The 24,479-nt window shown below is 72.4% G+C and carries 31 protein-coding genes; 16 read left to right on the top strand and 15 right to left on the bottom strand.

What is annotated here, in order from left to right:
- Positions 1–4: 4 nt before the first annotated feature.
- From ABD213_RS09230 to ABD213_RS09205, 6 genes are all read left to right on the top strand, one after another.
- On the top strand, positions 5–2,380 hold the full coding sequence (locus ABD213_RS09230) for a molybdopterin cofactor-binding domain-containing protein (protein WP_344327235.1): 2,376 nt from the start codon (positions 5–7) through the stop codon (positions 2,378–2,380).
- Between the two features lie 8 nt (positions 2,381–2,388).
- Positions 2,389–2,871: a (2Fe-2S)-binding protein gene (locus ABD213_RS09225; RefSeq protein ID WP_344327232.1), complete on the top strand. Its 483-nt coding sequence runs from the start codon at positions 2,389–2,391 to the stop codon at positions 2,869–2,871.
- A gap of 2 nt (positions 2,872–2,873) precedes the next feature.
- Complete coding sequence (locus ABD213_RS09220) at positions 2,874–4,034, top strand: XdhC family protein (protein WP_344327230.1); 1,161 nt, start codon at positions 2,874–2,876, stop codon at positions 4,032–4,034.
- Between the two features lie 97 nt (positions 4,035–4,131).
- Positions 4,132–4,461 (top strand): WhiB family transcriptional regulator, encoded by a 330-nt coding sequence (locus ABD213_RS09215; RefSeq protein WP_344327228.1) that lies wholly within the window; start codon positions 4,132–4,134, stop codon positions 4,459–4,461.
- 298 nt (positions 4,462–4,759) lie between these two features.
- Complete coding sequence (locus ABD213_RS09210; RefSeq protein ID WP_344327226.1) at positions 4,760–5,476, top strand: ANTAR domain-containing protein; 717 nt, start codon at positions 4,760–4,762, stop codon at positions 5,474–5,476.
- A 36-nt stretch (positions 5,477–5,512) separates the two neighbouring features.
- Positions 5,513–6,739 (top strand): FAD-binding domain-containing protein, encoded by a 1,227-nt coding sequence (locus ABD213_RS09205; protein ID WP_344327224.1) that lies wholly within the window; start codon positions 5,513–5,515, stop codon positions 6,737–6,739.
- A 21-nt stretch (positions 6,740–6,760) separates the two neighbouring features.
- Here the strand turns inward: ABD213_RS09205 and ABD213_RS09200 are convergent, their stop codons facing one another.
- Positions 6,761–7,924 carry a PQQ-dependent sugar dehydrogenase gene (locus tag ABD213_RS09200; protein WP_344327222.1) on the bottom strand — a complete coding sequence of 388 codons (1,164 nt, stop codon included), beginning with the start codon at positions 7,922–7,924 and terminating at the stop codon, positions 6,761–6,763.
- A 97-nt stretch (positions 7,925–8,021) separates the two neighbouring features.
- Between ABD213_RS09200 and ABD213_RS09195 the strand changes: the two genes are divergently transcribed.
- Genes ABD213_RS09195 through ABD213_RS09185 form a run of 3 tightly spaced genes read left to right on the top strand, consistent with a single transcriptional unit; the run spans position 8,022 to position 9,910 of the window.
- Positions 8,022–8,456, top strand: a complete 435-nt coding sequence (locus tag ABD213_RS09195; protein WP_344327219.1) for an SRPBCC family protein — start codon at positions 8,022–8,024, stop codon at positions 8,454–8,456.
- 42 nt (positions 8,457–8,498) lie between these two features.
- Positions 8,499–9,323: an ammonia-dependent NAD(+) synthetase gene (nadE, locus tag ABD213_RS09190; protein ID WP_344327217.1), complete on the top strand. Its 825-nt coding sequence runs from the start codon at positions 8,499–8,501 to the stop codon at positions 9,321–9,323.
- Entirely contained in the window at positions 9,311–9,910 is a 600-nt protein-coding gene (locus ABD213_RS09185) for a cysteine hydrolase family protein (RefSeq protein ID WP_344327213.1), read from the top strand. The genes nadE and ABD213_RS09185 overlap by 13 nt, the downstream gene beginning before the upstream one ends.
- A gap of 9 nt (positions 9,911–9,919) precedes the next feature.
- Here ABD213_RS09185 and ykgO read toward each other — a convergent pair whose 3' ends face one another.
- Genes ykgO through ABD213_RS09165 form a run of 4 tightly spaced genes read right to left on the bottom strand, consistent with a single transcriptional unit; the run spans position 9,920 to position 11,635 of the window.
- Positions 9,920–10,042 (bottom strand): type B 50S ribosomal protein L36, encoded by a 123-nt coding sequence (ykgO, locus tag ABD213_RS09180; RefSeq protein WP_344327211.1) that lies wholly within the window; start codon positions 10,040–10,042, stop codon positions 9,920–9,922.
- The gene (gene rpmF / locus ABD213_RS09175; protein WP_344327208.1) at positions 10,039–10,254 is read right to left on the bottom strand and encodes a 50S ribosomal protein L32; all 216 of its coding nucleotides are present in this window, start codon (positions 10,252–10,254) and stop codon (positions 10,039–10,041) included. The genes ykgO and rpmF overlap by 4 nt, the downstream gene beginning before the upstream one ends.
- 38 nt (positions 10,255–10,292) lie before the next feature.
- Positions 10,293–11,378: a GTP-binding protein gene (locus ABD213_RS09170; RefSeq protein WP_344327206.1), complete on the bottom strand. Its 1,086-nt coding sequence runs from the start codon at positions 11,376–11,378 to the stop codon at positions 10,293–10,295.
- Positions 11,375–11,635: a type B 50S ribosomal protein L31 gene (locus ABD213_RS09165; RefSeq protein ID WP_344327204.1), complete on the bottom strand. Its 261-nt coding sequence runs from the start codon at positions 11,633–11,635 to the stop codon at positions 11,375–11,377. Before ABD213_RS09165 ends, ABD213_RS09170 begins: the two co-directional genes overlap by 4 nt.
- A 54-nt stretch (positions 11,636–11,689) precedes the next feature.
- Between ABD213_RS09165 and rpmB the strand changes: the two genes are divergently transcribed.
- Positions 11,690–11,926 (top strand): 50S ribosomal protein L28, encoded by a 237-nt coding sequence (gene rpmB / locus ABD213_RS09160; RefSeq protein WP_344327201.1) that lies wholly within the window; start codon positions 11,690–11,692, stop codon positions 11,924–11,926.
- Entirely contained in the window at positions 11,926–12,096 is a 171-nt protein-coding gene (gene rpmG, locus ABD213_RS09155; protein WP_344327199.1) for a 50S ribosomal protein L33, read from the top strand. The genes rpmB and rpmG overlap by 1 nt, the downstream gene beginning before the upstream one ends.
- Before the next feature lie 20 nt (positions 12,097–12,116).
- Here the strand turns inward: rpmG and ABD213_RS09150 are convergent, their stop codons facing one another.
- The 4 genes from ABD213_RS09150 to ABD213_RS09135 are packed head-to-tail and all read right to left on the bottom strand — an operon-like array spanning position 12,117 to position 15,340.
- Positions 12,117–12,563: a hypothetical protein gene (locus tag ABD213_RS09150; RefSeq protein WP_344327197.1), complete on the bottom strand. Its 447-nt coding sequence runs from the start codon at positions 12,561–12,563 to the stop codon at positions 12,117–12,119.
- Between the two features lie 49 nt (positions 12,564–12,612).
- Entirely contained in the window at positions 12,613–13,569 is a 957-nt protein-coding gene (locus ABD213_RS09145) for a glucosyl-3-phosphoglycerate synthase (protein ID WP_344327194.1), read from the bottom strand.
- Positions 13,562–14,428: a dihydropteroate synthase gene (gene folP, locus ABD213_RS09140; protein WP_344327192.1), complete on the bottom strand. Its 867-nt coding sequence runs from the start codon at positions 14,426–14,428 to the stop codon at positions 13,562–13,564. The genes ABD213_RS09145 and folP overlap by 8 nt, the downstream gene beginning before the upstream one ends.
- 9 nt (positions 14,429–14,437) lie before the next feature.
- Positions 14,438–15,340 carry a MerR family transcriptional regulator gene (locus ABD213_RS09135; protein ID WP_344327190.1) on the bottom strand — a complete coding sequence of 301 codons (903 nt, stop codon included), beginning with the start codon at positions 15,338–15,340 and terminating at the stop codon, positions 14,438–14,440.
- Positions 15,341–15,456: 116 nt separating this feature from the next.
- Here ABD213_RS09135 and ABD213_RS09130 point away from each other — a divergent pair, with 116 nt between their 5' ends.
- On the top strand, positions 15,457–15,744 hold the full coding sequence (locus tag ABD213_RS09130; RefSeq protein WP_344327188.1) for a WhiB family transcriptional regulator: 288 nt from the start codon (positions 15,457–15,459) through the stop codon (positions 15,742–15,744).
- A gap of 12 nt (positions 15,745–15,756) precedes the next feature.
- On the opposite strand, the gene ABD213_RS09125 is transcribed toward ABD213_RS09130, so the two are convergent.
- Positions 15,757–16,992: an AI-2E family transporter gene (locus tag ABD213_RS09125; RefSeq protein WP_344327186.1), complete on the bottom strand. Its 1,236-nt coding sequence runs from the start codon at positions 16,990–16,992 to the stop codon at positions 15,757–15,759.
- A 9-nt stretch (positions 16,993–17,001) separates the two neighbouring features.
- Positions 17,002–17,718 (bottom strand): uracil-DNA glycosylase, encoded by a 717-nt coding sequence (locus ABD213_RS09120; protein ID WP_425546045.1) that lies wholly within the window; start codon positions 17,716–17,718, stop codon positions 17,002–17,004.
- Between ABD213_RS09120 and ABD213_RS09115 the strand changes: the two genes are divergently transcribed.
- Positions 17,708–18,922, top strand: a complete 1,215-nt coding sequence (locus ABD213_RS09115) for an MFS transporter (protein ID WP_344327182.1) — start codon at positions 17,708–17,710, stop codon at positions 18,920–18,922. The two genes, ABD213_RS09120 and ABD213_RS09115, sit on opposite strands and share 11 nt — an antisense overlap.
- 9 nt (positions 18,923–18,931) lie before the next feature.
- Here the strand turns inward: ABD213_RS09115 and ABD213_RS09110 are convergent, their stop codons facing one another.
- Together ABD213_RS09110 and ABD213_RS09105 are read right to left on the bottom strand one after the other, a co-directional pair.
- Positions 18,932–19,522 carry a GNAT family N-acetyltransferase gene (locus tag ABD213_RS09110; protein WP_344327180.1) on the bottom strand — a complete coding sequence of 197 codons (591 nt, stop codon included), beginning with the start codon at positions 19,520–19,522 and terminating at the stop codon, positions 18,932–18,934.
- A 179-nt stretch (positions 19,523–19,701) separates the two neighbouring features.
- The gene (locus tag ABD213_RS09105; protein WP_344327178.1) at positions 19,702–20,313 is read right to left on the bottom strand and encodes a TetR/AcrR family transcriptional regulator; all 612 of its coding nucleotides are present in this window, start codon (positions 20,311–20,313) and stop codon (positions 19,702–19,704) included.
- A gap of 69 nt (positions 20,314–20,382) precedes the next feature.
- Here ABD213_RS09105 and ABD213_RS09100 point away from each other — a divergent pair, with 69 nt between their 5' ends.
- Positions 20,383–21,099: a GAP family protein gene (locus ABD213_RS09100; protein ID WP_344327176.1), complete on the top strand. Its 717-nt coding sequence runs from the start codon at positions 20,383–20,385 to the stop codon at positions 21,097–21,099.
- A gap of 11 nt (positions 21,100–21,110) precedes the next feature.
- Here ABD213_RS09100 and ABD213_RS09095 read toward each other — a convergent pair whose 3' ends face one another.
- Positions 21,111–22,547 (bottom strand): alpha,alpha-trehalose-phosphate synthase (UDP-forming), encoded by a 1,437-nt coding sequence (locus ABD213_RS09095; RefSeq protein ID WP_344327174.1) that lies wholly within the window; start codon positions 22,545–22,547, stop codon positions 21,111–21,113.
- A 46-nt stretch (positions 22,548–22,593) separates the two neighbouring features.
- Positions 22,594–23,550, bottom strand: a complete 957-nt coding sequence (locus tag ABD213_RS09090; RefSeq protein ID WP_344327172.1) for a Gfo/Idh/MocA family protein — start codon at positions 23,548–23,550, stop codon at positions 22,594–22,596.
- 54 nt (positions 23,551–23,604) lie between these two features.
- Here ABD213_RS09090 and ABD213_RS09085 point away from each other — a divergent pair, with 54 nt between their 5' ends.
- Together ABD213_RS09085 and ABD213_RS09080 are read left to right on the top strand one after the other, a co-directional pair.
- On the top strand, positions 23,605–23,901 hold the full coding sequence (locus ABD213_RS09085; RefSeq protein ID WP_344327170.1) for a DUF3263 domain-containing protein: 297 nt from the start codon (positions 23,605–23,607) through the stop codon (positions 23,899–23,901).
- Positions 23,902–23,916: 15 nt separating this feature from the next.
- The gene (locus ABD213_RS09080) at positions 23,917–24,471 is read left to right on the top strand and encodes a LytR C-terminal domain-containing protein (protein ID WP_344327168.1); all 555 of its coding nucleotides are present in this window, start codon (positions 23,917–23,919) and stop codon (positions 24,469–24,471) included.
- Positions 24,472–24,479 lie beyond the last annotated feature (8 nt).

The following is a 24,479-nucleotide window of genomic DNA, read 5'->3' as shown; positions in this document are numbered from 1 at the left end:
CGCTGTGTCACCACGCGACGACGACCTCACCCCGCACGAGCCCGCCGCCGAGGTGGTGCCCGCTCCCGACGCCGGGTCCGGCGACGGTCTGAGCCGCCGACGATTCGTCGGCTACGTGATGGGCGGTGCCACCTTGATGGTGGCCGCCGACCTCGGCATGGGCGGGTCCCGCGCCGAGGCGGTCGTGCCGCTGCCGTCGGTCCCGCAGATCGCCGAGGCCTACGACCTCAACGACTTCCTGACCCAGTGCGCGCTCCCGACGTCCAACCTCATCGCGATCGAGATCCGCGAGGACGGCGACGCCTACTTCGCCCTCCCGCGCGCCGAGGTCGGCCAGGGCATCGTCACGTCGACGGCGATGATCATCGCCGAGGAGCTCGACCTGCCGCTGGAGCGCGTGCACGTCGAGCTCGCGCCGGCGCGCCCCGAGCTGCTGTTCAACCAGCTCACCGGCGCGTCCAACACGACGATCTCCACCTACACGCCGATCCGCACCGCCGCGGCGATCGCCCGGCAGTCGCTGCTGGAGGCCGCCGCCATCTCCCTCGGCGCGCAGGTCGACAGCCTCGTCATCCGGGCGGGCACCATCCTCGACTCCCTCGGCTCGTCCCTCAGCTTCAGCCAGGCGTCCCAGCTCGCGGCGGCCTCGGAGACCCGGGAGGTCGAGGTCGACCTCGAGCCGCCGTCGGGCAACAGCGTCGTCGGCACCCACCAGCGTCGCACCGACGCCCGCGAGGCCGTGACCGGTGCCAAGAAGTTCACGCTCGACCTCGACGTCGAGGGCGCCCTGCCGACGATGGTGTGCCGCGCCCCCGACCTCAACGGCAGGCCCCGCGCGCTGAACAACCGTGCGGCGATCCTCGCGATGCCCGGCGTCACGCACGTCGAGGTGATCCCCACCGGCGTCGCGGTCCGGGCCGCCACCTTCGGCCAGTGCATCGACGCGATCCGCGCCATGGATGTCGAGTGGAACCCCGGCACCGTGGCCGGCAAGGACGCCGACGACATCCTGCGCGAGCTCCGTGCGGCCGAGCTGCCGCTCGCCGCGCCCGCGCTCGGCGCCCTGAGCGTCGAGGGCAACTTCGTCTTCCACTTCCGCAGCGGCTCGCCGCTGGAGCCCAACTGCGCGATCGCCGACGTCCGCGCCGGGTCCGCCGAGATCTGGTCGGGACTCAAGTCGCCGATCGACGCGCAGGGCAAGGTCGCCAAGGCCGTCGGACTGCCGCAGTCGGCGGTCACGATCAACGTCGTCACCTCCGGCGGCTCCTTCGGGCGCAAGCTCTTCAGCGACGGCGCAGTCGAGGCCGCCACCGCCTCCAAGGCGTTCGGCGCCCCGGTCAAGCTCATGTGGCACCGCGCCGACGAGCCCCGCCAGGGCCGGGTGCACCCCATGACGACGTCGCGCATCCGCGCCACCATCGCGCTCGGCACGGTCGCCACGTTCGAGCAGCGGCACACGTCGGTCACGACCGACTACACCCACGGTCTCGGCGAGCGGATCACCGCGGAGGCGTCGGCACTGCCCACGGGCCTGGCCAACCAGGGCTTCGCCCAGACGATCTTCCTGCTCACCCAGGAGCTGCCGTACAACTTCGGCGTCGTCACCCAGCTGCTGAACGAGTCGAACTTCGACTTCCAACGCTTCAACACCAGCAGCGTGCGCAACATCTACTCCCCGGAGGTGCGCGTCGCGAACGAGCTCATCGTCGACCAGCTCGCGAAACGGATGAGGCGCGGTCCCTACGAGTTCCGGATGTCGTTCCTCAAGAGCAGCCTCGTCAAGCGGGTCCTGAAGCGGGCCGCGGAGCTGGGGGAGTGGGGCAAGTCGATGCCCGCCGGCACCGCCCAGGGCATCGCGATCCACAAGGAGTACAAGGGCGCCACCGCCGTGGTCGTCGAGCTCGACTGCCGGCCCGAGACCGTGAACCGGCAGGTGCGCGACGCCGTCACCGGGCCGCGCGTCACGAAGGCCACCGTGGTCATCGACTGCGGCCTGGCGATCAACCCGCTCGGGGTCGAGGCGCAGATGATGGGCGGCTTCAGCGACGGCATGTGCCAGGTGCTGTCGTACTCCAACCACCTCGTCGACGGTCGCTTTCTCGAGGCCAGCTGGGACAACTCGGCGTACACCCGGCAGTGGAACACGCCGTTGGAGTTCCAGTGCGAGGTCATGGAGTCCGACCGCTTGGAGCCGGGCGGTGTCGGCGAGGCCGGAGTCGCCGCCTCCGCCGCAGCGGTCGCCTGCGCCTACGCCCGCGCCACCGGCACGATGCCCACCGAGTTCCCGATCAACTTCCGGGACCCGCTGTTCTTCGAGCCCAAGTCCTTCGTCCCGCCCGTCCCCGAGTCGCCGACCAACGGCCTCGACGTCGTCTCCTGAGGTGCCTGATGCCCCGATACAGCTTCCAGCTCAACGGTGAGAACGTCACGGTCGACGTCGAGGAGGGCGTGCGCCTGCTGTGGGTGCTGCGCGACGTCCTCGGCGTCACCGGCCCCAAGTACGGCTGCGGGATCAACGTCTGCAAGGCGTGCACGTCGCACATCAACGGCAAGGCGTTCAACCCGTGCGCCGTCCCCGTGGAGCAGGTCACCGAGACCGACGAGATCACGACGATCGAGGGGCTCGCCGACACCGTGCCCGGCGACGGCCTGCACCCCATGCAGGAGTCGTGGATCGAGAACGACGTCGCGCAGTGCGGCTACTGCCAGCCCGGACAGATCATGACCGCCGTCGACCTCGTCCGCCGGGTCCGGGCCGAGGGTCGTGCGATCACCGACGCCGACCTCGACGCCATCCGCAACGTCTGCCGCTGCGGCACCTACTCGCGGATCCGCGACGCGATCCGCGACGGCGAGCGGGCGATGCAGTAGTCATGGCGGTCGCGGACGACGTCCTCGCCGACGCGGCGCGCTGGGTCGCCGACGGTCCGGTGGTCCTCGCCACCGTCATCGGCGTCTCCGGGTCGGCACCGCGCACCCCGGGGGCCTCGATGGTCGTGGCGGCCGACGGTCGCGTGTCCGGCTCCGTCTCCGGTGGGTGCGTGGAGTCGGCGGTCTTCGAGTCGGCGCAGGAGGTCCTCGTGTCGGGCCGCCCGAGGCACCACACGTTCGGGGTCGCCTCCGACGACGCCTTCGAGATCGGCCTGACGTGCGGGGGAAGCATCGAGGTGCTGGTCCAGCGACTCGAGGTCACCGACGGCCTGGACCGGCTCTCCCGTCAGGTCGACGCCGGAACCCCGGCGGCCGTCGTGACCGTCGTCGACCACCCCCGGGCCGAAGTCGTCGGCACGCGCATCACGCTCGACGCGCCGGCGTCGGCGCCGCTCGGCGCGGTGTCCCGCACGCTCCGCCGCGCTCTCCTCGCACGCGCCGAGGCGATGGTGTCCGCCGGCACCAGTGGTCAGGTCACGTGTGGTGCGGACGGCTCGCCGCTCGGCGACGAGGTGCGTGCGTTCGTCCAGACCTGGAGCCCGCCCCCGCGACTCGTCGTGGTCGGGGCCGTCGACTTCGCCAGTGCCCTCGCCGGCGCGGCCAGGTTCCTCGGGTATCGCGTCACGGTCTGTGACGCTCGCGCCACCTTCACGACGGCGCAGAGGTTCCCCCTGGCGCACGAGGTCGTCGTCGACCAGCCGCACCGCTATCTCGCCGCCGAGCAGGCGGCAGGGCGGATCGACGGCCGTACGGCCCTGTGCGTCCTGACGCACGACAGCCGGTTCGACGTCCCGGTGCTGGTCGAGGCCCTTCGACTGCCCGACATCGGGTACGTCGGCGTGATGGGGTCCCGGCACACGCACGACGACCGTCTCGCCCGTCTTCGGGCGGCAGGGGTGAGCGACTTCCAGCTCGCTCGTCTGCGCTCGCCCCTGGGGCTCGACCTCGGCGGGACCACACCGGAGGAGACGGCCCTCAGCATCGTCGCCGAGCTCGTCGCCGACCGACGCGGTGGGACGGGTCGGCGTCTCGGGCAGCTGCGCGGCGCCATCCACCACGGCGGCCGTGGGGGTCGGGACCGGACGGACGTCGTCACGGCGTGAGCGCCCCCTGCGCCGGCGTGCATGAGCCTGCGGACGCGGGGTACTCCCGCTGCGTCGAGCACTGACGTCTCGACGTCGTCGAGCACAGGAGACACCGATGGTCCGCCGGGATCCGCTGGTCCACAGGCTGCCGAGTGCCACCCAGGACGACTGGGAGTGGCAGTACCAGGGCCTGTGCGTCACGCTGGACTCGGACATGTTCTTCGCGCCGTTCAACGAGCGCGGTGAGGCCAAGCGGTTGCGCGAGCAGGAGGCCGTCCAGGTCTGCGAACGGTGCCCCGTCCTCGCGCGGTGTCGTGAGCACGCCCTGACCGTCCGCGAGCCGTACGGGGTCTGGGGCGGCCTCACCGAGGAGGACCGCGCCGCACTGCTGCCCGGGGGCGCTGCGAGCACGGACCCTGGACTCGACGGCGTCCGGACGCCCTGAGGACAGGGCAGTGACCCGGCGGTGTCGAGCACCGGTCGATCCGGTGACGGACCGCGGTGCGGCGTCACTTATGATCTGGCATCGAACCGCTGATGCCACCGGCGGCGCCGCTCTCTCCTGCAAGGGTTCGACGTCGAGTGAACGAGCTGATCAGAAGGTGTCCGGCATGCCGCGAACGTGCGGCCGTGGAGCTGGGTAGGGACGCCCGTTCGCGGGTCTTCTCCTGCGGAGTCTGCGCGCACGAGTTCGTCGATGCCGGGTCCGACGACCCGACCGTCGACCAGCCCGGGGTCGAGTCATGAGGGACCCGCAGTCGGTGACGCCTGAACGCCTCGCCGAGCAGCTCGCCGCAGCCGCGACGGTCGAGGACTCCGTCCGCGAGCTGGTGGTCTTCCTCGGCGAGGCGCTGGGCAGCGAGCACGTCAGCCTGACCCGGACGGCGCGGTCGCGACTGCGGCCCGTAGCCCGGACGTCCGAGCTGGTCGGTCGCGCCGACGAGCTCCAGGTCACGACGGGTGAAGGCCCCGGGTTCGACCTGACGCCGGGAAACGTCGCCCCGATGGTCGTCGATCTCGGGGGCGACCCGCGCTGGCCCGAGTGGGGCCCGGCTGTCGCGGCCCTGGGTCTCACGGGGGTCCTGTGGGTGCCTCTGCAGGCCGGCGGACGTCGGATCGGGACACTGACGGTCTACGCGGTCGGACCCGAGGGCTTCGGCACCGACGAGCTCGACGCGGCGCAGCGGCTCGCTCCCCAGGCAGCCGCGACGCTCCGTGCCGCACGCGAGGTCGAGGGTCTCACCCTCGCCCTGGACTCCCGCACCCTCGTCGGCCAGGCCCAGGGGATCTTGATGGAGCGCTTCGGCGTGGACGACGCGCAGGCGTTCGCCTTCCTGCGCCGGTACTCCCAGGACCACAACGTCAAGCTGACGGAGGTGGCGCGGGGGATCGTCGATTCCTCGGTCCTGCCCGACGGCCGACGCCTGGTCGGAGGGGCGGACGAGCCGCCCGGCGACTGACCCGCGGCGGGCACCGTCTGCTGGCACCCTGGGCGAGTGCCCGTCCTGCCACCGCTGCCGCCGGTCGACGACACCGCGGGCGTCGTCGCGTGGGTGGCCGAGCACCTCGGTCACCTGACGCTGGAGAGCCCGGACCGGATCGCGCCGGGCGGTCACCGGGGTGGGCAGACCGCCGCCGACGTCGCGCTGGCCGGCCTCGACGTCGCGGGGTACGGCCGGACCCGCTCCACCGTCCTCCCGATCGAGGCGCGCGGCGCCAGCCGTCTGTCGCCGTACATCACGCACGGCCTGCTCGACCTGCCGACCGTCTGGTCCGCCGTCGCGGACGCACCCGCCCCGGACCGACGGAAGTACCGTGACGAGCTGCTGTGGCAGGAGTACGCGCGCCACGTCTACGCCCGTCTGGGCGACGCGACCGGCGAGCCGCTGCGCTTCGAGCCGCCACGTCCGGCAGTCGAGCCCGACTGGGACGAGCGGATGGCCTGCACGGCCGCGGTGTGGTCCGAGCTCGAGACCGACGGCTGGCTGGTCAACCAGACCCGCATGTGGTGGGCGTCGCACTGGACGGTCCGCCATGGGCGGGACTGGCGCGAGGGCGAGGACGTGTTCTTCCAGCACCTGCTCGACGGCTCCCGCGCCGCCAACCGTCTCGGCTGGCAGTGGACCGTCGGCACGGGGACCGGCAAGCCCTACGGCTTCAGCCGGTGGCAGGTGGAGAAGCACGCTCCGGAGCTGTGCGCCTCGTGCGCCCTCCGGGACGCCTGTCCCATCCAGGAGTGGCCCGACGCCCGGACGGGGCCCCGCATCGAGGACGCGCCGGTGAGGATGGGCAGCGCGCCGGGAGCACCCGGTCCTGGGCCGGACGAGCCTGTCGTCGACGGCGAGCCGGAGGCGGTGTGGCTGACGGTCGAGTCGCTCGGTGACGCCGATCCGGCGCTGGTGGCGCATCCCGACCTGCCGGTTGTCGTGGTCCTCGACGAGCCGGCACTCGCCGAGCTGCGGCTGTCGGGCAAGCGGCTGGTCTTCATCGCCCAGTGCCTCGCCGACCTCGGCGCGCGGCGCGACCTCGAGGTCCGCCTCGGGGAGACGGCGGTCGAGCTGGCCGGCAGGCCGCTGTCCGTCACCTTCGCACCCGTGCCGGTCTTCGCCCGCCGCGCGGCGAGCGTCGAGGTCGTGCAGACCCATCCCTGGCCGTGGCTGGCCAGACCGACGTCCCAGCGCCTCACGTCCTTCAGCGCATGGCGCAAGGGCGTGGCGCTCTGATCGGGCACCGGACGGTCGGTGTCACGAGGTGGGGGGCGTGAGCCTCAGCAGCCGGCCCGCGCCGGCGTCCTCGAGCAGCCAGATCGCGCCGTCGGGACCCTCGACGACCTCACGGATGCGCTCGCCCATCTCGAAGATCTCGTCGTCGCCGGCGGTGGTCCCGTCGAGGTCGACGCGCACGAGCGCCTCGCCGGAGAGCGCCCCCAGGAAGGCGTCGCCGGTCCAGTCGGGGAAGAGGTCGCCGGAGTAGATCATCAGGCTGCCGGGGGAGATGGCCGGGTTCCACCACGCCTTGGGCGCCTCGAACCCGTCGCCATCGGCATGGTCGGGAATCTCGCCGCCGCCGTACTGACTGCCGTAGGAGGCCTCCGGCCAGCCGTAGTTCGCACCCTCGACGACGAGGTTCAGCTCGTCGCCGCCCTCGGGGCCCATCTCGCTGGACCAGAGCTCGCCGTCGGGCGCGAACTGCAGTCCCAGCGGGTTGCGGTGGCCCCAGCTCCAGATCTCCGCGGAGACGCCACCCTGGTCGGCCAGCGGGTTGCCCGGCGCCGGCTCCCCGTCGAGCGTGAGACGCACGATCGTGCCGATGGTGTTGGACGTGTCCTGCGCCGGCGTCTGGGCCTGGCGGTCGCTGGAGGTCACGAACAGGTGCTCGCCGTCGGGGTCGACGGCGATGCGGTGGCCGAAGTGTCCGTCGCCGGAGACCTTGGGCGTCTGGCGCCAGATGACCTCCAGGTCCTCCAGCGACGCCGATCCGTCGCCGGTCCGCAGCTGCGCGCGACCCACCGCGGCGCCGGACCCGCCGGACCCGGCCTCGGCCCAGCTGAGGAAGACGGTGCCGTCCTCGGCGAAAGACGGTCCGACCACGACGTCGCCGAGCCCGCCCTGCCCGGCCACGACCACCTCGGGGACGCCCTCGACCTCGAGGCGCTCGCCGGTCTCACCGTCACGCAGGTAGAGCGTTCCACTGCGCTCGGTGACCAGGAGGTCGTCGGTCCCGGGCAGGAACTCCATCGCCCACGGGTCGTCGAAGGAGTCGACCTCCTCGACGTCGAAGGGTCGGTCGGTCTCGGTGACCGTCTGCGACGCAGCCGCGTCGCCACCGCGAGCGGGTTCGGAGTCGCTGCCGCATCCGGCGGCGACGAGTGCGGTGGCCAGTCCGAGGCCGAGTCCGAGGCGCTTCATCGTTCCACTGTGCCGGAGGCCGGCAAGGCGCGCAGACCGTGACGTCGCCCGAGATCGCTCGAGTGGCGGCGCCGGGGGGAGCCGTCACGCTGGAGACATGACCAACGTCTCCCGGACCTTCGTCGTCGAGGCAGCGCCCGACGTCGTGATCGACTACCTCAAGGACTTCTCCCACGCCGAGGCATGGGATCCCGGCACCGAGTCCTGCACGCGCCTCGACGACGGTGAGATCGCCGTCGGCAGCCAGTGGCACAACACCTCCACGATCGCGGGCGTCTCGACCGAGCTCGTCTACGAGCTGACCGAGCTGCGCGCGGACTCGGTGACCTTCGTCGGCGAGAACGACACCGCCAAGACGACCGACGTCATCACCGCCACACCCCACGGCACCGGCACCGAGCTGACCTACGACGCGACGATCGAGATGAAGGGTGCGGCCAAGCTCGGCGCCCCGGCGGTCAAGGTCATCTTCGAGAAGGTCGGCAACGACACCGAGGACGACCTGACGCGGGTGCTGAACCAGCTCGCCTGACCACGAGCGCATGCACGTCCGGTCGGCGGGTACGGCGCACGCATGCGTCCACGACAACGAGACATCATCAGCGAGATGTCGGTGGCCCCGACGATCGATCCCGACCACGAGGTCGAGCGGCGGGTGACGTTCCTCGCCGACTACCTCGCAGCGACCGGTGCTGCCGGCTACGTGCTCGGGATCTCCGGTGGGCTGGACTCCACGCTCGCGGGTCGCCTCGCCCAGCTCGCGGTGGAGCGGCGGCGGGCAGCGGATGCCAAGGCGACCTTCGTCGCCGTGCGGTTGCCGCACCACGTGCAGCACGACGAGGAGGACGCCCGCGCGGCGTTGCAGTTCATCGCCCCCGACGAGGTCGTGACGTTCGACATCGGTGCCACGATCGACGCGATCGCCGGGCAGGTCGAGAGCGCCACCGGCGTCGCGATGAGCGACTTCACGAAGGGCAACACGAAGGCCCGTGTCCGGATGGTCGCCCAGTACGCCCTCGCCGGCGATCGCGGTCTGCTCGTCCTGGGGACCGACCACGGCGCCGAGGCCGTCGCGGGCTTCTTCACGAAGTTCGGGGATGGCGCGGCCGACGTGCTGCCCCTGCACGGGCTCGACAAGGGCCAGAACCGGGAGGTACTGCGCACACTCGGCAGTCCCGAGCAGCTGTGGCGCAAGGTGCCGACGGCCGACCTGCTCGACGAGAGTCCCGGCCAGAGCGACGAGGACGAGCTCGGGCTGTCCTACGACGACATCGACGCCTACCTCGAAGGACGGGACGTGGGTGACGACGTGGCGGAGCGCATCGAGACCGTGTGGTCGCGCACGCGGCACAAGAGGGCCCTCCCCGTCACTCCGCAGGACGACTGGTGGACGTCGTGAGCGCCCCCGGGCAGGAGGTGCCAGTGCGTGCGCTGCTGCTGATCGACCTGCAGAACGCCTACTTCGAGTTCCCCGAGCTGGCCGCCGAGCGCGAGCGGGTCGTGGACCGCTCGAACCAGCTGATCGCCGCCGCGCGCAGCGCGGGGCTGCCGATCGTCCTCGTGCGCACCGAGCACGAGCCGGACGGGTCCACCTGGACGATCAGCATGCTCGACGACGGCCAGGGGTTCGCCTTCCCGGGCACGGAGCAGGCGGCCTACCTCGACGACCTCGACTGCGACGGTTGCAGCGACGTCACCAAGACGCGCGACGACGCCTTCTTCGGCACGCGTCTGCAGGAGCACCTCGAGTCGATGGGCGTGACGCACGTGCTGATCGGCGGCGTCTCGACGCACAGCTGCGTCGCGCAGACCGCGACGTCGGCCTTCGCCCGCGACCTGCGGGTCAGCGTCGCCGGGGAGGCCATCGCCTCGGACAACAGCGAGCTGTCCGAGGCGATGCTCGACTTCCTCACCGACGCGTTGCGCCAGCCCGTCCTCGACCAGGAGCAGAGCCTGGCGTGGTTGCGCGAGGGACCGTCGCGATGAGCCGCGACGTCAACCCTGCCGGGCCTTGAGACGCGGGTTGTTCTTGTTGATCACGTAGGTGCGGCCACGGCGGCGCACGACCTGCGAGCCCGGCTGGTTCTTCAGCGAGCGGAGCGAGTTGCGGACCTTCATGCTTTCCTCCTGGTAGACGAGCCGGCCGCGGCTGCGGTCGGTAGGGAGTCGACGTCGACGAGGCCGCGGTGCACGGCCGCGACGAGCGGGCGGGGCACCCGTACGTCGCGGCCGTCGACGCGAACGGTCACGAGCTGGGGGGCCGTGGCCTTCCAGGCCGATCGACGGTGCCGGGTGTTGGATCGGGACAGCTTGCGCTTGGGAACGGCCATGGTGGTCTCCTGTGACGGGTCTCGGGTGGGTCTGGGCGTCAGGCGGCGCGACGGATCGGGCCGAGCCAGGGTTCGAGACCGTCCTCGCCGACCTCCCAGAAGGTGCCGCGGTGGGCGATCTCGGTGTCGCTGAGCAGACAGGCGTCGAACGCGGCGCGGATGTCGGCGGCCCCGTCGTCCAGACCCGTGACGACGATGCGGGTGAGCGGGTCCTTCAGCCCCCAGCTGGACGAGTGGCCGATGCTGACCTGGCCCCCGGCGCCGTCCCAGACGCAGACGTCGCCCGGACGGCTCGGCAGCCAGAAGCACCCGCGGGAGCGGCGTGGTCCGCCGCCGATCGCCTCGATTTCGGCGAGCAGCCGGCCCGGGTGCAGGGGTCGGTCCGAGCGCAGGTCGAGACGCCAGACGTCACGTCCGACGAGGTCCGGCAGCCGCCCGCGTCGCACGACGTCGACCCACTGCTCGGTGCGGCGGTGGTCGTGCAGCGATCCGTCCACCAGCGCCGCACCGTCGAGGGCGCACGGGTCACCGACGACGTCCACGCCGGGTCGGGCGAGTGCGCCGACCACCTCGAGGGCCTGCTCGTCGGCCGGGCCGGAGACGACGACCGCGTCGGCGTACTCGACCATCGCGGCGAACGTCTCGGCCGCTCCGCGGTCGTCCTCCTCGCTGGTGTGCAGACCCCGATCGCGCAGGAGGTCGTCGCCCAGCAGGTCGTCGCACGCCTGCTCGCCCTCGACGGCCGCGACCACCGCGGCGATCCGCACATGGGGTGCGGGGGAGGGCTGCAGGGACACGACGCGGCAGACCTGGAGCGCCTCCGCGGCCACGGGCAGGTGGACCACGATGGCGCCCCAGCGCCGCGAGCGCGCCAGTCGTTCGAGCGTGGGCACGACGTCCTCGCGCAGCGCGCAGCTCACGCAGGCGTGCTCGAGGTCGTGGTGCACGTGCTCGATGACGCCCGTGACGTCGCTGACGATGCGGGTGAGGCGTTGTGTCCGGACGTCGAGCGTGTGCTGCACGACGACCGCCGACGGGAGGTCGAACTGCAGTCCGACGGTCGTGGCGGCCATGGCGTCGGGAGAGACGCCGGTGACCAGGACGGTGGGCGTCGTGAGGCTCATCGCTCGCCCCCGTAGCGCCGCCGGAACGCCTCGACACGCCCTTCGGTGTCGACGACGCGGCCGCGCCCGGTCCAGAAGGGGTGGCTGGCGCTGGAGATCTCGACGTCCACGACGGGGACGGTGGTGCCGTCGACCTCGACGGTCTCGGCGTCCGAGGGCAGCGTGGACACGAGGGTCGATCGGGTGGTCAGCAGCAGGTCGCCGGACCGGTCGCGGAAGGCGACGGGTCCGTAGGCGGGGTGCGAGTCTCGGCGCATGGGATCTCCGATAGAGTTGTTGATAACGATTCCCAATATACAGAAGGGTCGACCATGTCGCGAACCTGCCAGGTCACCGGAGCCACGCCGGGCTTCGGGCACCACGTCTCCCACTCCCACCGCCGCACCAAGCGCCGCTTCGACGTCAACGTGCAGTCCAAGCGCTACTGGGTCCCCTCGCTCAACCGCCACGTCACCCTCACGCTGAGCGCCCGCGGCATCAAGACCATCGACGTGCGCGGCATCGACGCCGTCGTGGCCGAGATCCTCGCGCGCGGGGAGAAGCTCTGATGGCCAGGAGGGGCAACGACGTCCGCCCGATCATCACGCTGCGCTCCACCGCCGGGACGGGCTACACCTACGTCACGCGCAAGAACCGTCGCAACGACCCCGATCGCATGACCGTCCGCAAGTACGACCCCGTGGTGCGGCGCCACGTCGACTTCCGCGAGGAGCGCTGACGCTCCTGCAGGACGCCTGCTCAGCCCCCGAGCAGCCCGCCGACCAGGCTCTCGATCACGCCGCGTTCGCGCTCGGCCTGCGGCGAGGGTGAAGGGCTCGGCGACGGTGACGGGTTCGCCGACCGTGTCGGCGCCGGGGCTCGTGGGGTGGACGTGCCGCTGCCCTGGCCCGGGCCCGACGTGGCCGCGCCGGAGGATCGTGTGCCCGGCCCCGCGGGTCCGCTCGATCCGGAGGACGAGGCGCCCCGGGGAGCCTCGGCGGCCTCCGGCCCGGTGCTCTCCTCCGGCTCGGGGCCCGGCCCCGGCGAGGCCGACGGGGCGACCCCCACTCCGTCGGTGCGGACCTCGGGCGCCTCGCCGGCGGAGGGCGTCGCCTCGTCGTCCTCCACGGCGATCGCGACGGTGCCGGCGGCGAGCATGACCATGACGGCGCCGACGGCGGCGCGCTTGGCGGACGAGACCCTCACCGCGACCTCCTGGCTCGACTCGGCGAAGGGACCAGGCTAGCGACCGACCTCACGCGCGAGAAGGAGCCAGGTCACAGCCGGGTGCGGGCAGGCGGCGGGTCAACACCGTCTCCGGCTCCAGAGCGACCCGCCCGTCGTCACCGCGTCGCACCGCCATCCGCTGCGTCCGGACCGCAGGGACGTCGGCCCCGACGATCTCGAAGGCGGCCTCGACCTGCAGGGCCATGCGGCTCAGCGCGTCGAGGTCCTGGTGGCGGTGCAGTCGTCGACCGAGGTCGGCCTGGGCCACGGCGTCGAGCCCGTGCTCGCGCACGACCTGCCACAGCAACGCGATGTCGACGCCGTACCCCGAGGTGAACGGCAGGTCCGCCAGGACGGTCCGCACGAAGGCGCACTCGCCGGAGAGCGGCTGCACGAAGCCGGCGAGCTCCGGAGCCCGTCGAGCGATGAGCGGACGCGCCACCAGCTCGGTCACCCGCCCACCGCCGGAGCTGCCGCTCGGCACGTCGCCGGGCAGGTTCCACGGCCGGTCGTAGAAGGCCTTCACGAGGCGGAGCCGGTCGTCGCGCAGCAAGGGTGAGAGCAGGCCCCGCACGAAGTCGGTGCCGAACTCGCGGACATCGGCGTCGAGGAACACGCCCACGTCGCCGGCCATCGCGGCGACGCCCGTCCGCAGGGCACCGCCCTTGCCGTCGTCGAGCCCGGCGGTGCAGTCCCTCGCCGGGACGACCACAGCACCGGCGGCTCGCGCGACCTCCACGGTGTCGTCACGGCTGTGGGAGTCGACGACGAGGATCTCGTCGACGAGTCCTGCCGTGCCGAGCTCGGTGCGCAACGCGGCGACGATGTCGCCCACGGTCGCCGCCTCGTCCCGCGCGGGAAGGACGACGCTGACGCGACGCCCACGCTTGAGCCCGACGAGCTCGTCGGTCCCGGCCGGTGGGCCGTGGTGGGTCGAGCCGGCGAACCAGTCGCGGACCTGCTGGTCGACGTCGGTCTCAGGCAAGGCCGCGCACCGCCCTGGCAGGAGGGCGGTCGCCCAGGATGGACGCGGTCATCTGCAGGACCCGTCGCGTGGCCGCGACGTCGTGGGTGCGGAACATCGCACAGCCGGCGAGCGCCGCGACCGTGGTGGCGGCGAGCGTGCCCTCGAGCCGGTCGGCCGGGGGCAAGTCTAGCGTCTCGCCGACGAAGTCCTTGCGCGACAGCGCCATGAGCACCGGCCGCCCGGTGGCCACGAGCTCGTCGACACGGCGCAGCAGCTCCAGGCCGTGGTGGGTGTTCTTGCCGAAGTCGTGGGTCGGGTCGATCAGCAGCCCCTCGCGAGGGACGCCGGCGCGCTCGGCCGCGTTCGCGGCTCGTGTGGTGGTGCGCACGACGTCGGCGACGACGTCCTCGTAGGCGACGCGGTGCGGCCTGGTCCGCGGCACTGCTCCCCCCGTGTGGGAGCAGACGAAGCCCGTGCCGTAGCGGGCCGCGACCGCCACGACCGCGGGGTCGTGCCCGGCCCACGTGTCGTTGATGATGTCGGCGCCGGCGAGCACGGCCTGCTCGGCGACGTCCGCACGCCAGGTGTCGATGCTGAGGATCGCGTCGGGGAAGCGGTCGCGGACGACCTCGACGAAGGGCACCGTGCGCTCGATCTCGGCCGCCGTCGAGACGTCGTCACCGGGGCCGGCCTTGACGCCACCGATGTCGACCACGTCGGCCCCCTCGTCGATCGCCCGGTGCACCGCGGCGAGCGCGTCGGAGGGGTCGAAGGTGGCGCCGGCGTCGTAGAAGGAGTCCGGCGTCCGGTTGATGATCGCCATGACGGCGCTGTGGTCCGCGCGCACGGCACGGCCGCGGAAGGTCAGAGTGGTCACCGGTGCTGCTCAGTTCCGTTCCACGGCGTCGCGCACGGCCTGCAGGGCCTCGTCGATCGTCGCGCACCGTCGCGCCGTGCCGACGTCCATGTCGTCCCACCCTGGCCCGCCGAGCAGCACGACCGTCCGCTCCGCGGCGGAGGTGATGACGCGCGAGAGGGTGTCACCCTCCGATCGTGGCAGGGAGGCCCACAGGAAGACCGCCGCGGGGCGCAGGCGCAGCGTGACGCCGGCGACGCTCGAGGCCGGTGTCCGCGAACCGAGCAGGTGGCAGTAGATGCCCTCGTCGACGAGGGCGGCCTGGACGGCGAGGAGCGGCAGGGCGTGCTCGTCGTCCTCGGCGCTGGCCAGCAGCACCGAGCGGTGGTGGGACGGTCCGGACATGCGCTCGTGGGCGTACGCACGCAGCACCGTGATGAGGTTGTCGCTGACGAGGTGCTCGCCGCCGACGCTGAGTCCGCCGGTGCTCCACTCGTCGCCGACGCGACGCAGTGACGGGGCGAAGAAACGGTGCCACGCGACCGTGACGGGGTGCTCCACCAGGCAGCCCAGGAAGAGCTGGCGGATGGCGTCGCTGTCGTAGGCCCGGGCGGCGGCGACGATCGCGTCGGCGAACTCGCCCGTCTCCTGCGGGTCGCGCACGATCTCCTCGTGCGCCGCGCTCGCGGCCCGGTGCACGGCCCGCGCGGCCTCGGCGGCCGGCACGCCCTGGGCGACGAGCGTCGCCATGTGCTCGAGCTGGACGGCGTCGTCGGCGATGTAGCGACGGTGACCGCCCGCGCTGCGCGCGCTGGGTCCGATGCCGTAGCGACGCTCCCACGTTCGCAGGGTCGAGGCGGGCAGGCCGAGCCGGCGGGCGACCTCGCCCACCGACCACATCTCCTGGTCGGCCCAGGAATCCACTCTCGACATGCCTCCCAGGATACTTTCTTGTTCAGGGCCTTGCTCGAATGAACAACTTGGAGGTACCTTCAGGTACCGAAACCTCTGCAGAACGTGTGCACGACCACCGCAGAAAGGTGGACAGCATGGCCAACCTCACCAACCTCCCGATGCCCCTGCAGGAGTCATACGACTGGCAGTACGAGGGCGCGTGCCGCGGCACGGACTCCGCCCAGTTCTTCTCCCCGGACGCCGAGCGCGGCTCGCGGCGACGGTTCCGCGAGAGCCAGGCCAAGCTCCTGTGTGCGACGTGTCCGGTGCTCGAGAAGTGCCGCGACCACGCGCTCTCCGCGCGCGAGCCCTACGGCGTGTGGGGCGGCATGACCGAGCAGGAACGGGCCGAGGTCCTCGCCCGCCCCACGCTGGCCGGCTGACCGTCCGGCGCGTCACTGCTGCTCGCGCAGGATCTGCGCGGCATGGGAGTCCTCCGGCGGGGCCTCAGGGTCGACGCCGGCGTCGATCTGCTCGTTCATGTAGCGCAGGCACTCGGCGACGACCGCCGCGACCGGGACGGCGAGGAACGCGCCCGTGACCCCGAAGAGGGTGCCCCCCGCAGTCACCGACATCAGGACGACACCGGCGTGCAGGTTCATGCTCTTGCCCTGCAGCCATGGTGAGAGGACGTTGCCCTCGAGCTGCTGGACGGCGAGGACGATGATCGCCGCGATGACGGCGGCGCGGACGTCGACGGTCACCAGCGTCACGAGCACCGCCAGGAAGCCGCTGACGACGGCGCCCACGATCGGGATGTAGCCGGCGAAGAAGATGATGACGGCGAGCGGGACCCACAGCGGGACGCCGAGGATCGCCAGGCCGATGCCGATGATGACGGCGTCGATGAGGGAGACGAGGGTCTGCGTCCGGATGAACCCGCCGAGCGTGCGCCACGAGCGTGACAGGAGCTCGGCGGCACGGTCCCCGGCGCGCCGACCGCCGAGGGTGCGCAGCCACGGCAGGAACCGGTGGCCGTCCTTGATGAAGAAGAACGTCAGCATGAGGGTCAGGACCAGGTTGATGATGGCGTTCGTCGCGGCGCTGAGGCCCGTGAAGACTCCCGCGCTGATCGCGCTGGCGCTCTCCTGGAGCCGGTCCTCGACGGCCTCGATCGCCGTGGTGATCTGACCCTCGGTGACCTCCAGGGGCCCCTCCACGAGCCACACCTGGATCCGCCGCAGGCCGTCGCCGGCCTGCTCGGCGATCGCGGGCACCTGCCCGGCCACCTGCGGCGCGAGGATCGTGATCACGCCGATGATGAAGCCGATGAAGGAGAGCATCACGAGCGCTGCCGCGAGCGCATCGGGCACGCGACGGCGCCGCAGGAACCGCCCGGCAGGCTCGAGGACGGTGGCCAGGACGAGGGCGAGGGAGATCGGGAACAGCACCATCCAGAACCGTCCGGCCACCCAGCCCAGCACGTAGAGGGCCGCCGCGACGACGATGAGCCGCAGGCCCCATGTCTGCGCCGCCGCCGTCCACACGCCGATCACGTCGCCGCGGTCACGGTAGGTGCGGCTCTTGGGCCGGTCGTCCGGATGGGTGGTTTCGGACCGCGTCGACGCGACCGCCCGCTCCGTCGGGTCGTCGGCCTCGTCGGTCCCGGACCCCCTGCGCTCGTCGCTCACCACCCCAGACTAGGTGGTGACGGTCCAGTCGATCACCGGCGCGCCCTGGGCGGCCAGCAGCTCGTTGACTCGGCTGAACGGGCGCGACCCGAAGAAGCCGCGGGAGGCCGCGAGGGGGCTCGGGTGGGCGCCGGTCACGACGGGTGTCGGGCCGAGCATCGGTGCGAGCGCCTGCGCGTGACGGCCCCACAGCACCGCGACGAGCGGCCCGCCGCGCTCGACGAGAGCCTCGATGGCCCGGGCGGTCACGTCCTCCCACCCGCGACCCCGGTGGCTGCCGGCGTCTCCTGCACGCACGGTGAGCGTCCGGTTCAGCAGCAGCACGCCCTGGTCGGCCCACGCGGTGAGGTCGCCGTGGGGCGCGGGGGCGATGCCGAGGTCGTCGTGCAGCTCCCGGTAGATGTTCGCGAGGCTGCGTGGCAGCGGACGCACGTCGCGCCGGACGGAGAAGGCCAGGCCTGTCGCGTGGCCCGGCGTCGGGTAGGGGTCCTGGCCGACGACGAGGACCCGCACGTCGGCCATCGGCCTGGCGAACGCACGAAGGATCGCGTCGCCCTCCGGCAGGTAGGCGTGCCCGGTGGCCAGCTCCTCGCGCAGCATCGTCCCCAGGGCGGTGAGGTCGTCGGCCACCGGCTCGAGGGCCCGTGCCCAGTCCGCCGCGACGAGGTCGGGCAGGGGCTGGCGGTCCACGTCGGCAGCGTAGACTGCGCGCGCCGTGTCAGCCATCGCCGCCTATCGCACGCTCCTCGCGACCGTCGGGCCCGCCTACGTCCTCGTAGCCTTCCTCGGGCGGGTCCCGCTTGCCATGAGTCAGATGGGCACGCTGCTGCTGGTGAGCGACGCGACCGGCCGCTACGCCCTCGGTGGTGCCGCGGCCGGGGCGCTCGCGGTCGCCAACGCCGTGGGTGCGCCGTTCTTCGGCTCGCTGGCCGACCGCATCGGGCAGCGACCGGTGGTCCTCGTGCAGTCCGCGGCGGGTGCGGCCGGGCTCGTCGGCGTCGTGCTGGTGACCCAGTCCGGTGCGCCGGCGGCGGCCGTCATCGCCACGGCCGCGCTCGCCGGGCTCGCGACTCCCCAGATCGGCCCACTCGCTCGCGTCCGCTGGGCTCAGGTCCTCCAGGAGCGGGCCGACAAGGACCGCCTCGTCGACGCGGCGTTCTCCTACGAGGGTGCCGCCGACGAGGTGTCGTTCGTGGCCGGGCCCGCGACGGTCGGCCTCGTCGCGGTGCTGCTCGACCCCGGCGGTGCGCTGCTGGTGGCGGCCGGCGTGCTCGGGCTCTTCGGCACGGCCTTCGCCCTGCACTCCACGGCCGCGCTCACCGTCCCCCAGCCGGGGGAGACGCGCTCGACCACGCGGGTGCTCGGCGCACTGCTCGTGGCACTGGCCGTGGCCCAGTTGCTCATCGGGGTGCTGTTCGGCGCGACGCAGACCGGCTCGGCGGTGCTGGCCACGCAGGAGGGACAGCCGGGCCTCGCCGGCCTCATCCACGCCACGCTCGGGATCGGCAGTGCGATCGCGGGTCTGGCCGTGGCGGCGCTGCCCGAACGCATCGGCTACCCGACGCGGATGGTCGCCTCGGCCGTCGGCCTGCTGGTGCTCTCGGCTCCCTTGCTGCTCGTGCAGTCGGTGGCGCAGCTCGTCGTCGTCATCGCCTTCCTCGGCTTCGCCGTCGCGCCCTACATGATCAGCAACTTCGCGATGGCCGGCCAGGTGGTCGAGCCGGACCGTGTCGGGCTGGCGATGACTCTGCTCGCCGGCGCGACCGGCATCGGCTACGCCCTGGGGTCGTCGGTGGCCGGGCGTCTGGCCGACATCGGCGGTCACACCCCGGCGTTCGCGGTCACGGTCACCGCGACGGCGTGCGCGGTGGTGCTGTCGATCGCGGTGGCCTGGCGCGCTCGGGTGCGTCGGCCGGCGCTCGAGGGGTGAGCGGGCCGTTCAGCGCCGCAGGCGTGACTCGAGGCGCTCCCTCGCGGAGGGCCAGTCGTCGTCGGTCATCGCGAACTGCACGGTGTCGCGCCACGAGCCGTCGCGGCGACGCTTGTGCTTGCGCATCAGCCCCTCGCGGTCGGCGCCGAGGCGGGTGATGGCGCGCTGGGACCGCTCGTTGCGCACGTCGGTGTGCCACACCACGCGCACGCAGTCGAGCGCGTCGAACGCGTGTCCCAGGAGCAGCAGCTTGGCCTCGGTGTTGAGCGGTGTGCGCCAGTGCCGGCGGGCCAGCCAGGTGTGGCCGATCGCGACGGTGCGCAGGTCCTCGTCCATGTCGTAGGACGTCGTGAAGCCGGCGACCTCGCCGCTCTCCACGTCGATCTGTGCCCACGCCCACAGCGGCATCCGCAGGTAGCGCTCGACGAGCGCGTCGGCGTCGTCGAGGTCGAGCGAACGGGCGACCGAGAGGTGCTCGAAGACCGCGTCGTCGTCGGCCGCGGCCAGCAGGCCCGGCGCGTGGGCGTGCGCGACGGGCTCGAGCCGGACGTGCCCGCCCTCCAGCGCAGGCTGCTCCCCCCACGGACCCCGCTCAGCCACGGATCGGTCCATCGAAGAAGGTCCCCGGCAGCCGTGACGCGGTCCCACGCGAGTGGCGCACCGCGGGGGTCCCGAGACGGCGTGCCCGACCAGGACGCGCCACTCGAAGGCACGAACGCGCCACTCCTCGCCGACCGGTCGTCCCAGGCATGCGTCAAGGGTAGGCACGACGTCGCCTCTCACGACCAGGTCCCGACCTCGGCCACCACCTGGTCGTGCAGGGCAGACGCGTCGACGAGGTCGGGATAGCTGATGCCATGGACGGCCCATCCGTCGATCAGGACGTGCAGCCGGGCCGCCCGGGCCTCGAGCGCCGGGTCGGCGAGCTCGTCCTCCAGGCCCAGGGGTCGCGCCGCGCGCGCGGCCTCGGCGACCGCCAGCCGCGCGATGTGCCGCGTGCCGAGCCAGCCCTGGCGGCGGACGTCGCCGAGCACGGCGTCGAGCCGTGCCCGATCGGCGAAGGCGTACCAGACGAGGCACTCGCTGCGGCGCTCGTCGTCGAGCGGCAGCAGCTCCTCCACGAGCGTGACGGCACGCTCCGTCGGCGATCCGTCCTCGGACGCGAGCCAGCGTCGGACCCGCACGACGGTCTGCTCGAGCATCGAGCGCAGGGCGAACGCATGCAGGTCGTCCTGCGTCGCGAAGTAGTGCCGCAGCGCCCCTGCGGACCAACCGGCCTCGGCGGCGACGGCGCGCACCGACGTCTGCTCGACGCCCTGGGTCCGGACGACCCGCCAGAGCGCCGCGGCGATCTCGCGGCGCCTGGCCTCGTGGTCGACGAAGCGGGGCATGTCGACATCTCAACACGGATGTGCTGGGATGTTCGCAACACGACTGTGTGAAAAAGGAGGGGGGTCGCGATGACCGTCGCCGAGCTCGGTGGGCTCGTCGTCCTGGCGCTCATCGACAGCACGAGCTTCGGCACCCTGCTGATCCCGCTGTGGCTGATGCTCGCGCCGCGCGTCCGGGCGGGCCGACTCCTGCTCTACCTCGCCGTGGTGGGCGGCTTCTACCTCGCGTTCGGACTGCTGCTGCTCGCCGGCCTGGACGCCGCCGTCGCCGCGTTCGGCGGTCTCGAGCGGACCCGGGGCCTGCTCATCGTCCAGCTCGCCGTCGGGATCGCGCTGGTGCCGCTCAGCTACGTGGTCGATCCCGCTTACGACGGTCTGGGGCGCAAGAAGCCGGAGGGTGAACGCGGCCCCAGCCCTCGAGCGCTGCGTTGGCAGAGCCGACTCACCCGGTCGGACGTCTCCGTCCGGGCGGTCGTCGCCATCGCCCTGACGGCGACCGTCCTCGAGGTGGCGACGATGCTGCCCTACCTCGCCGCCATCGGCCTCGTCGCGACGTCGGGCGAGCCCGTCCCGACACAGGTTGGCCTCGTGGTCGCGTACGTCCTCGTCATGGTCCTGCCCGCCCTGCTGCTGCTCGGCACCAGGCTCGCGGCACGGCGGCTCGTCGAGCCCCTGCTCGAGCGGGTCAGCGACTGGATGACGCAGCGGGCCGGGAGTGCCGTCGCCTGGGTGGTCGGGATCGTCGGCGTCCTCGTGGCCGTCGACGCCGCGAGCCGGCTGTCCTGATGTTCGGTGGTTCAGCGTGAGCGGGAGGGCCGGACCTTCTTGTCGTGCGTGCCGCTCACGGCGTCGAGCTCCTCGAGGAAGCGCGAGGCCCACGCCTCGATGTCGTTCTCCACGACCTGCTTGCGCAGCGCCTTCATGCGGCGCCGGCTCTCGCGCGGCGTCGCCGTGATCGCCTCCATGATGCGGGCCTTCAACCCGTTGATGTCATAGGGGTTGACCCGGTAGGCCTGCTTCAGCTCGGCCGCGGCACCGGCGAACTCGCTGAGCACCAGCGCGCCGTCGTCGTCGAACCGACACGCGACGTACTCCTTCGCGACGAGGTTCATGCCGTCGCGCAGCGGCGTGACGACCATGACGTCGGCGGCGCGGTAGAGCGCGGCCATCTCCTCACGCGGGTAGGAGGCGTGGAGGTAGGTGACCGGCTGCTGGCCGATCCGGCCGACGTCGCCGTTGATCCGGCCGACGAGCCGGTCGATGTCGTCGCGGAGGATCCGGTACTGGTCGACCCGCTCGCGCGACGGCGTGGCGACCTGGACGAAGACGGCGTCGTTGACCTCGAGGGCGCCCTCGGTGATGAGCTCGCCGAAGGCGCGCAGGCGTTGGCGCAGACCCTTGGTGTAGTCGAGCCGGTCGATGCCGAGCAGCACGTGACGCGGGTTGCCCAGGCTCTCGCGGATCTCCTCGGCGCGCTGCTGCACGGCGGGGGAGCGGGCCAGCTCCTCGAAGCCCGCGGTGTCGATGGAGATGGGGTACGCCCGGGCGGTCACCGTGCGGTTGTCGGGCAGGTAGACGGAGTCGCGGTGCGTCTTGTGCCCGACCCGCTGCCGCACGAGGCGCACGAAGTTCTGCGCAGCGCCTGGCAGCTGGAAGCCGACGAGGTCGGCCCCGAGCAGGCCCTCGAGGATCTCGACGCGCCAGGGGAGCTGCTGGAACAGCTCGGTGGGCGGGAACGGGATGTGCAGGAAGAAGCCGATCCGCAGGTCGGGGCGCAGGGTGCGGAGCATCTGCGGGACGAGCTGGAGCTGGTAGTCCTGGATCCACACGATCGCGCCCTTGCGGGCGACCTTCGCGGCGCGCTGGGCGAAGCGTCGGTTCACCTCGACGTAGGAGTCCCACCACTCGCGGTGGAACTCCGGCGGGGCGACGACGTCGTGGTACAGCGGCCAGAGCGTGGCGTTGGAGAACCCCTCGTAGTACTCGGCGACCTCCTGGCTGGTCAGGTGCACCGGGACGAGCTTGATGCCGTCGTGCTCGAAGGGGCGCAGACGTTCGTCCGCGGCTCCGTGCCAGCCGATCCACGCTCCGCCGTTGCGCCGCATGACCGGCTCCAGCGCGGTGACGAGCCCACCGGGGGACGTGCGCCACGTGGTGCTGCCGTCGGGCTCGATCTGTCGGTCCACGGGCAGGCGGTTGGCGATCACCACGAACTCCGCGGTTGCCGGCGCCATGGCTCCACCCTATCCACGCGACCGGGTGGGCGCGCCCCGGCGCTCCTCAGGAGGCTGCGGCGATGCGGGCGAGCTGCTCGGCCACGGCGAGGGAGTCGTCGAGGTCCAGCAGGGCGGACTCGGTCCGGCCCTCGGCCAGGCAGCGGCCGACCTCCTCGATCTCGTGGGCGTAGCCACGTCCGGTCCGGGGCAGGTGCACCGACTCCGTACCCGACGAGGTCGTGACCGTGAAGCCGTCGGGGTGGTGGAACGGTCCCTCGATCTCGAGCAGGCCCTCGTCCCCGGCGATGCTCGCGCGTCGGTCCGACTGCGCCACCTGCGTCCAGCTGAGGGTCGCGATCGCTCCGCCGGCGTGGACCTGCGTGGCCGCGCCGGCGAGCACGACGCCGTGCTCGTCGCGGTGGGCGACCGCCCGGGTGTGCTCGGCCGGGCCGAGGACGAGGTGGGCGAACGTCACGGGGTAGATCCCGAGGTCGAGGAGGGCGTCGGCCCCGAGCTCGGGTCGCCACAGTCGCTCGCGCTCTCGCGGCGCCACGAACCCGAGGTCGGCGCGGACCTGCGTGATCGTGCCGAGGCGGCCGGAGCGGGCGACGTCGACGGCTGCCCGGACTGCTGGGATCGTGCGCATCCACATCGCCTCGGCGAGGAAGAGGCCGGCGCCGCGCGCCGTCTCGATCATGCGCCGCGTCGAGGACTCGTCCATCGTCAGCGGCTTCTCGCACAGGACGTGCTTGCCGGCCGCGAGGCACAGCTCCACGTCCTCGAGGTGGCGCGTGTGGGGCGTGGCGACGTAGACGACGTCGACGTCGGGGTCGCCCGCGAGGGCCTCGTAGGAGCCGTGGGCGCGCGTGTGGGATGCTCCGTGACGGGCGACGAACGACTGCGCCGCGGCCTGCGAGCGGGAGCCGACGGCCGAGAGGCGGTGTCCCTCCACGAGTGCCAGGTCGGTGGCGAAGGCCTCGGCGATGCGGCCGGTGGCGAGGATGCCCCAGGAAACGGTCACGGGACCAGGCTATGTGAATGACAGTGCTGTCATTCGTGTCGTAGACTCGCGGGCATGAGCGCAATGGAGAAGTCGACGCAGGCGACCTCGGCCGATCCGGGCTCCCTGAGCGAGCGGGACCGCGACATCCTCGCCCTCGAGCGACTGTGGTGGCAGTACGCCGGGGCCAAGGAGCAGGCCATCCGCGAGAAGTTCGACATGTCCACGACTCGCTACTACCAGGTCCTCAACGCCCTCATCGACCGCGACGACGCCCTCGCCTTCGACCCACTGCTGGTCAAGCGCCTGCGACGTCTGCGCGCCCAGCGTCAGCGCAGCCGCTCCGCGCGGCGCCTCGGCTTCGACGTCTGAGCACGGCGCGGGCGGGTGGTCGAGCACCGTAGGACGGTCAGCCGACGAGGATCGGTCCTGCCCGCCTGGTTCTTCGTCGTCGTCGCCGTGGTGAGCCTCGGTGGGGTGGCGGTGGCCGGTGCCGCCGCCTGGGACATCACGCGTGCCGGTGACGAGCCGGCATCGGCTGCGCCCTCGCCGGACCCGGTGCCGACGACAGGACCCGAGCCGACCGGGACCGAGCCGGTCGAGCCCGAGGAGACCGAGCCCACGGCCGAGCCGGAGCCCACGCCCTCGCCCAGCCCCACGCCGAGCGTGTCCCGGTCCGACGTCGCGGTCAGCGTGCTGAACGCCACCCGCACGCCCGGCCTCGCCGCGCAGGTCTCCGGGCGGGTCAGCGCCGCCGGGTGGACGGTCGCGGCCACCGGCAACTGGGCCGGGGGTGCCGCGCAGACGGCCGTGCACTACCCGCCCGGTCGCGAGGCCGAGGCGCGGCTGCTTGCCGACGACCTCGGCATCCCTGCCGTGGTCCCGGCGGTGCAGGGCATGAACACCGAGCGACTCACGGTGCTGCTGCTGTCCCTGCCATGATGGCGCTC

Source organism: Aeromicrobium halocynthiae (assembly GCF_039531385.1).
Taxonomy (GTDB): Bacteria; Actinomycetota; Actinomycetes; order Propionibacteriales; family Nocardioidaceae; genus Aeromicrobium; species Aeromicrobium halocynthiae.
The sequence above is the reverse complement of the archived record's forward strand: the minus strand, read 5'-3'. Positions and strand labels throughout refer to the sequence as shown.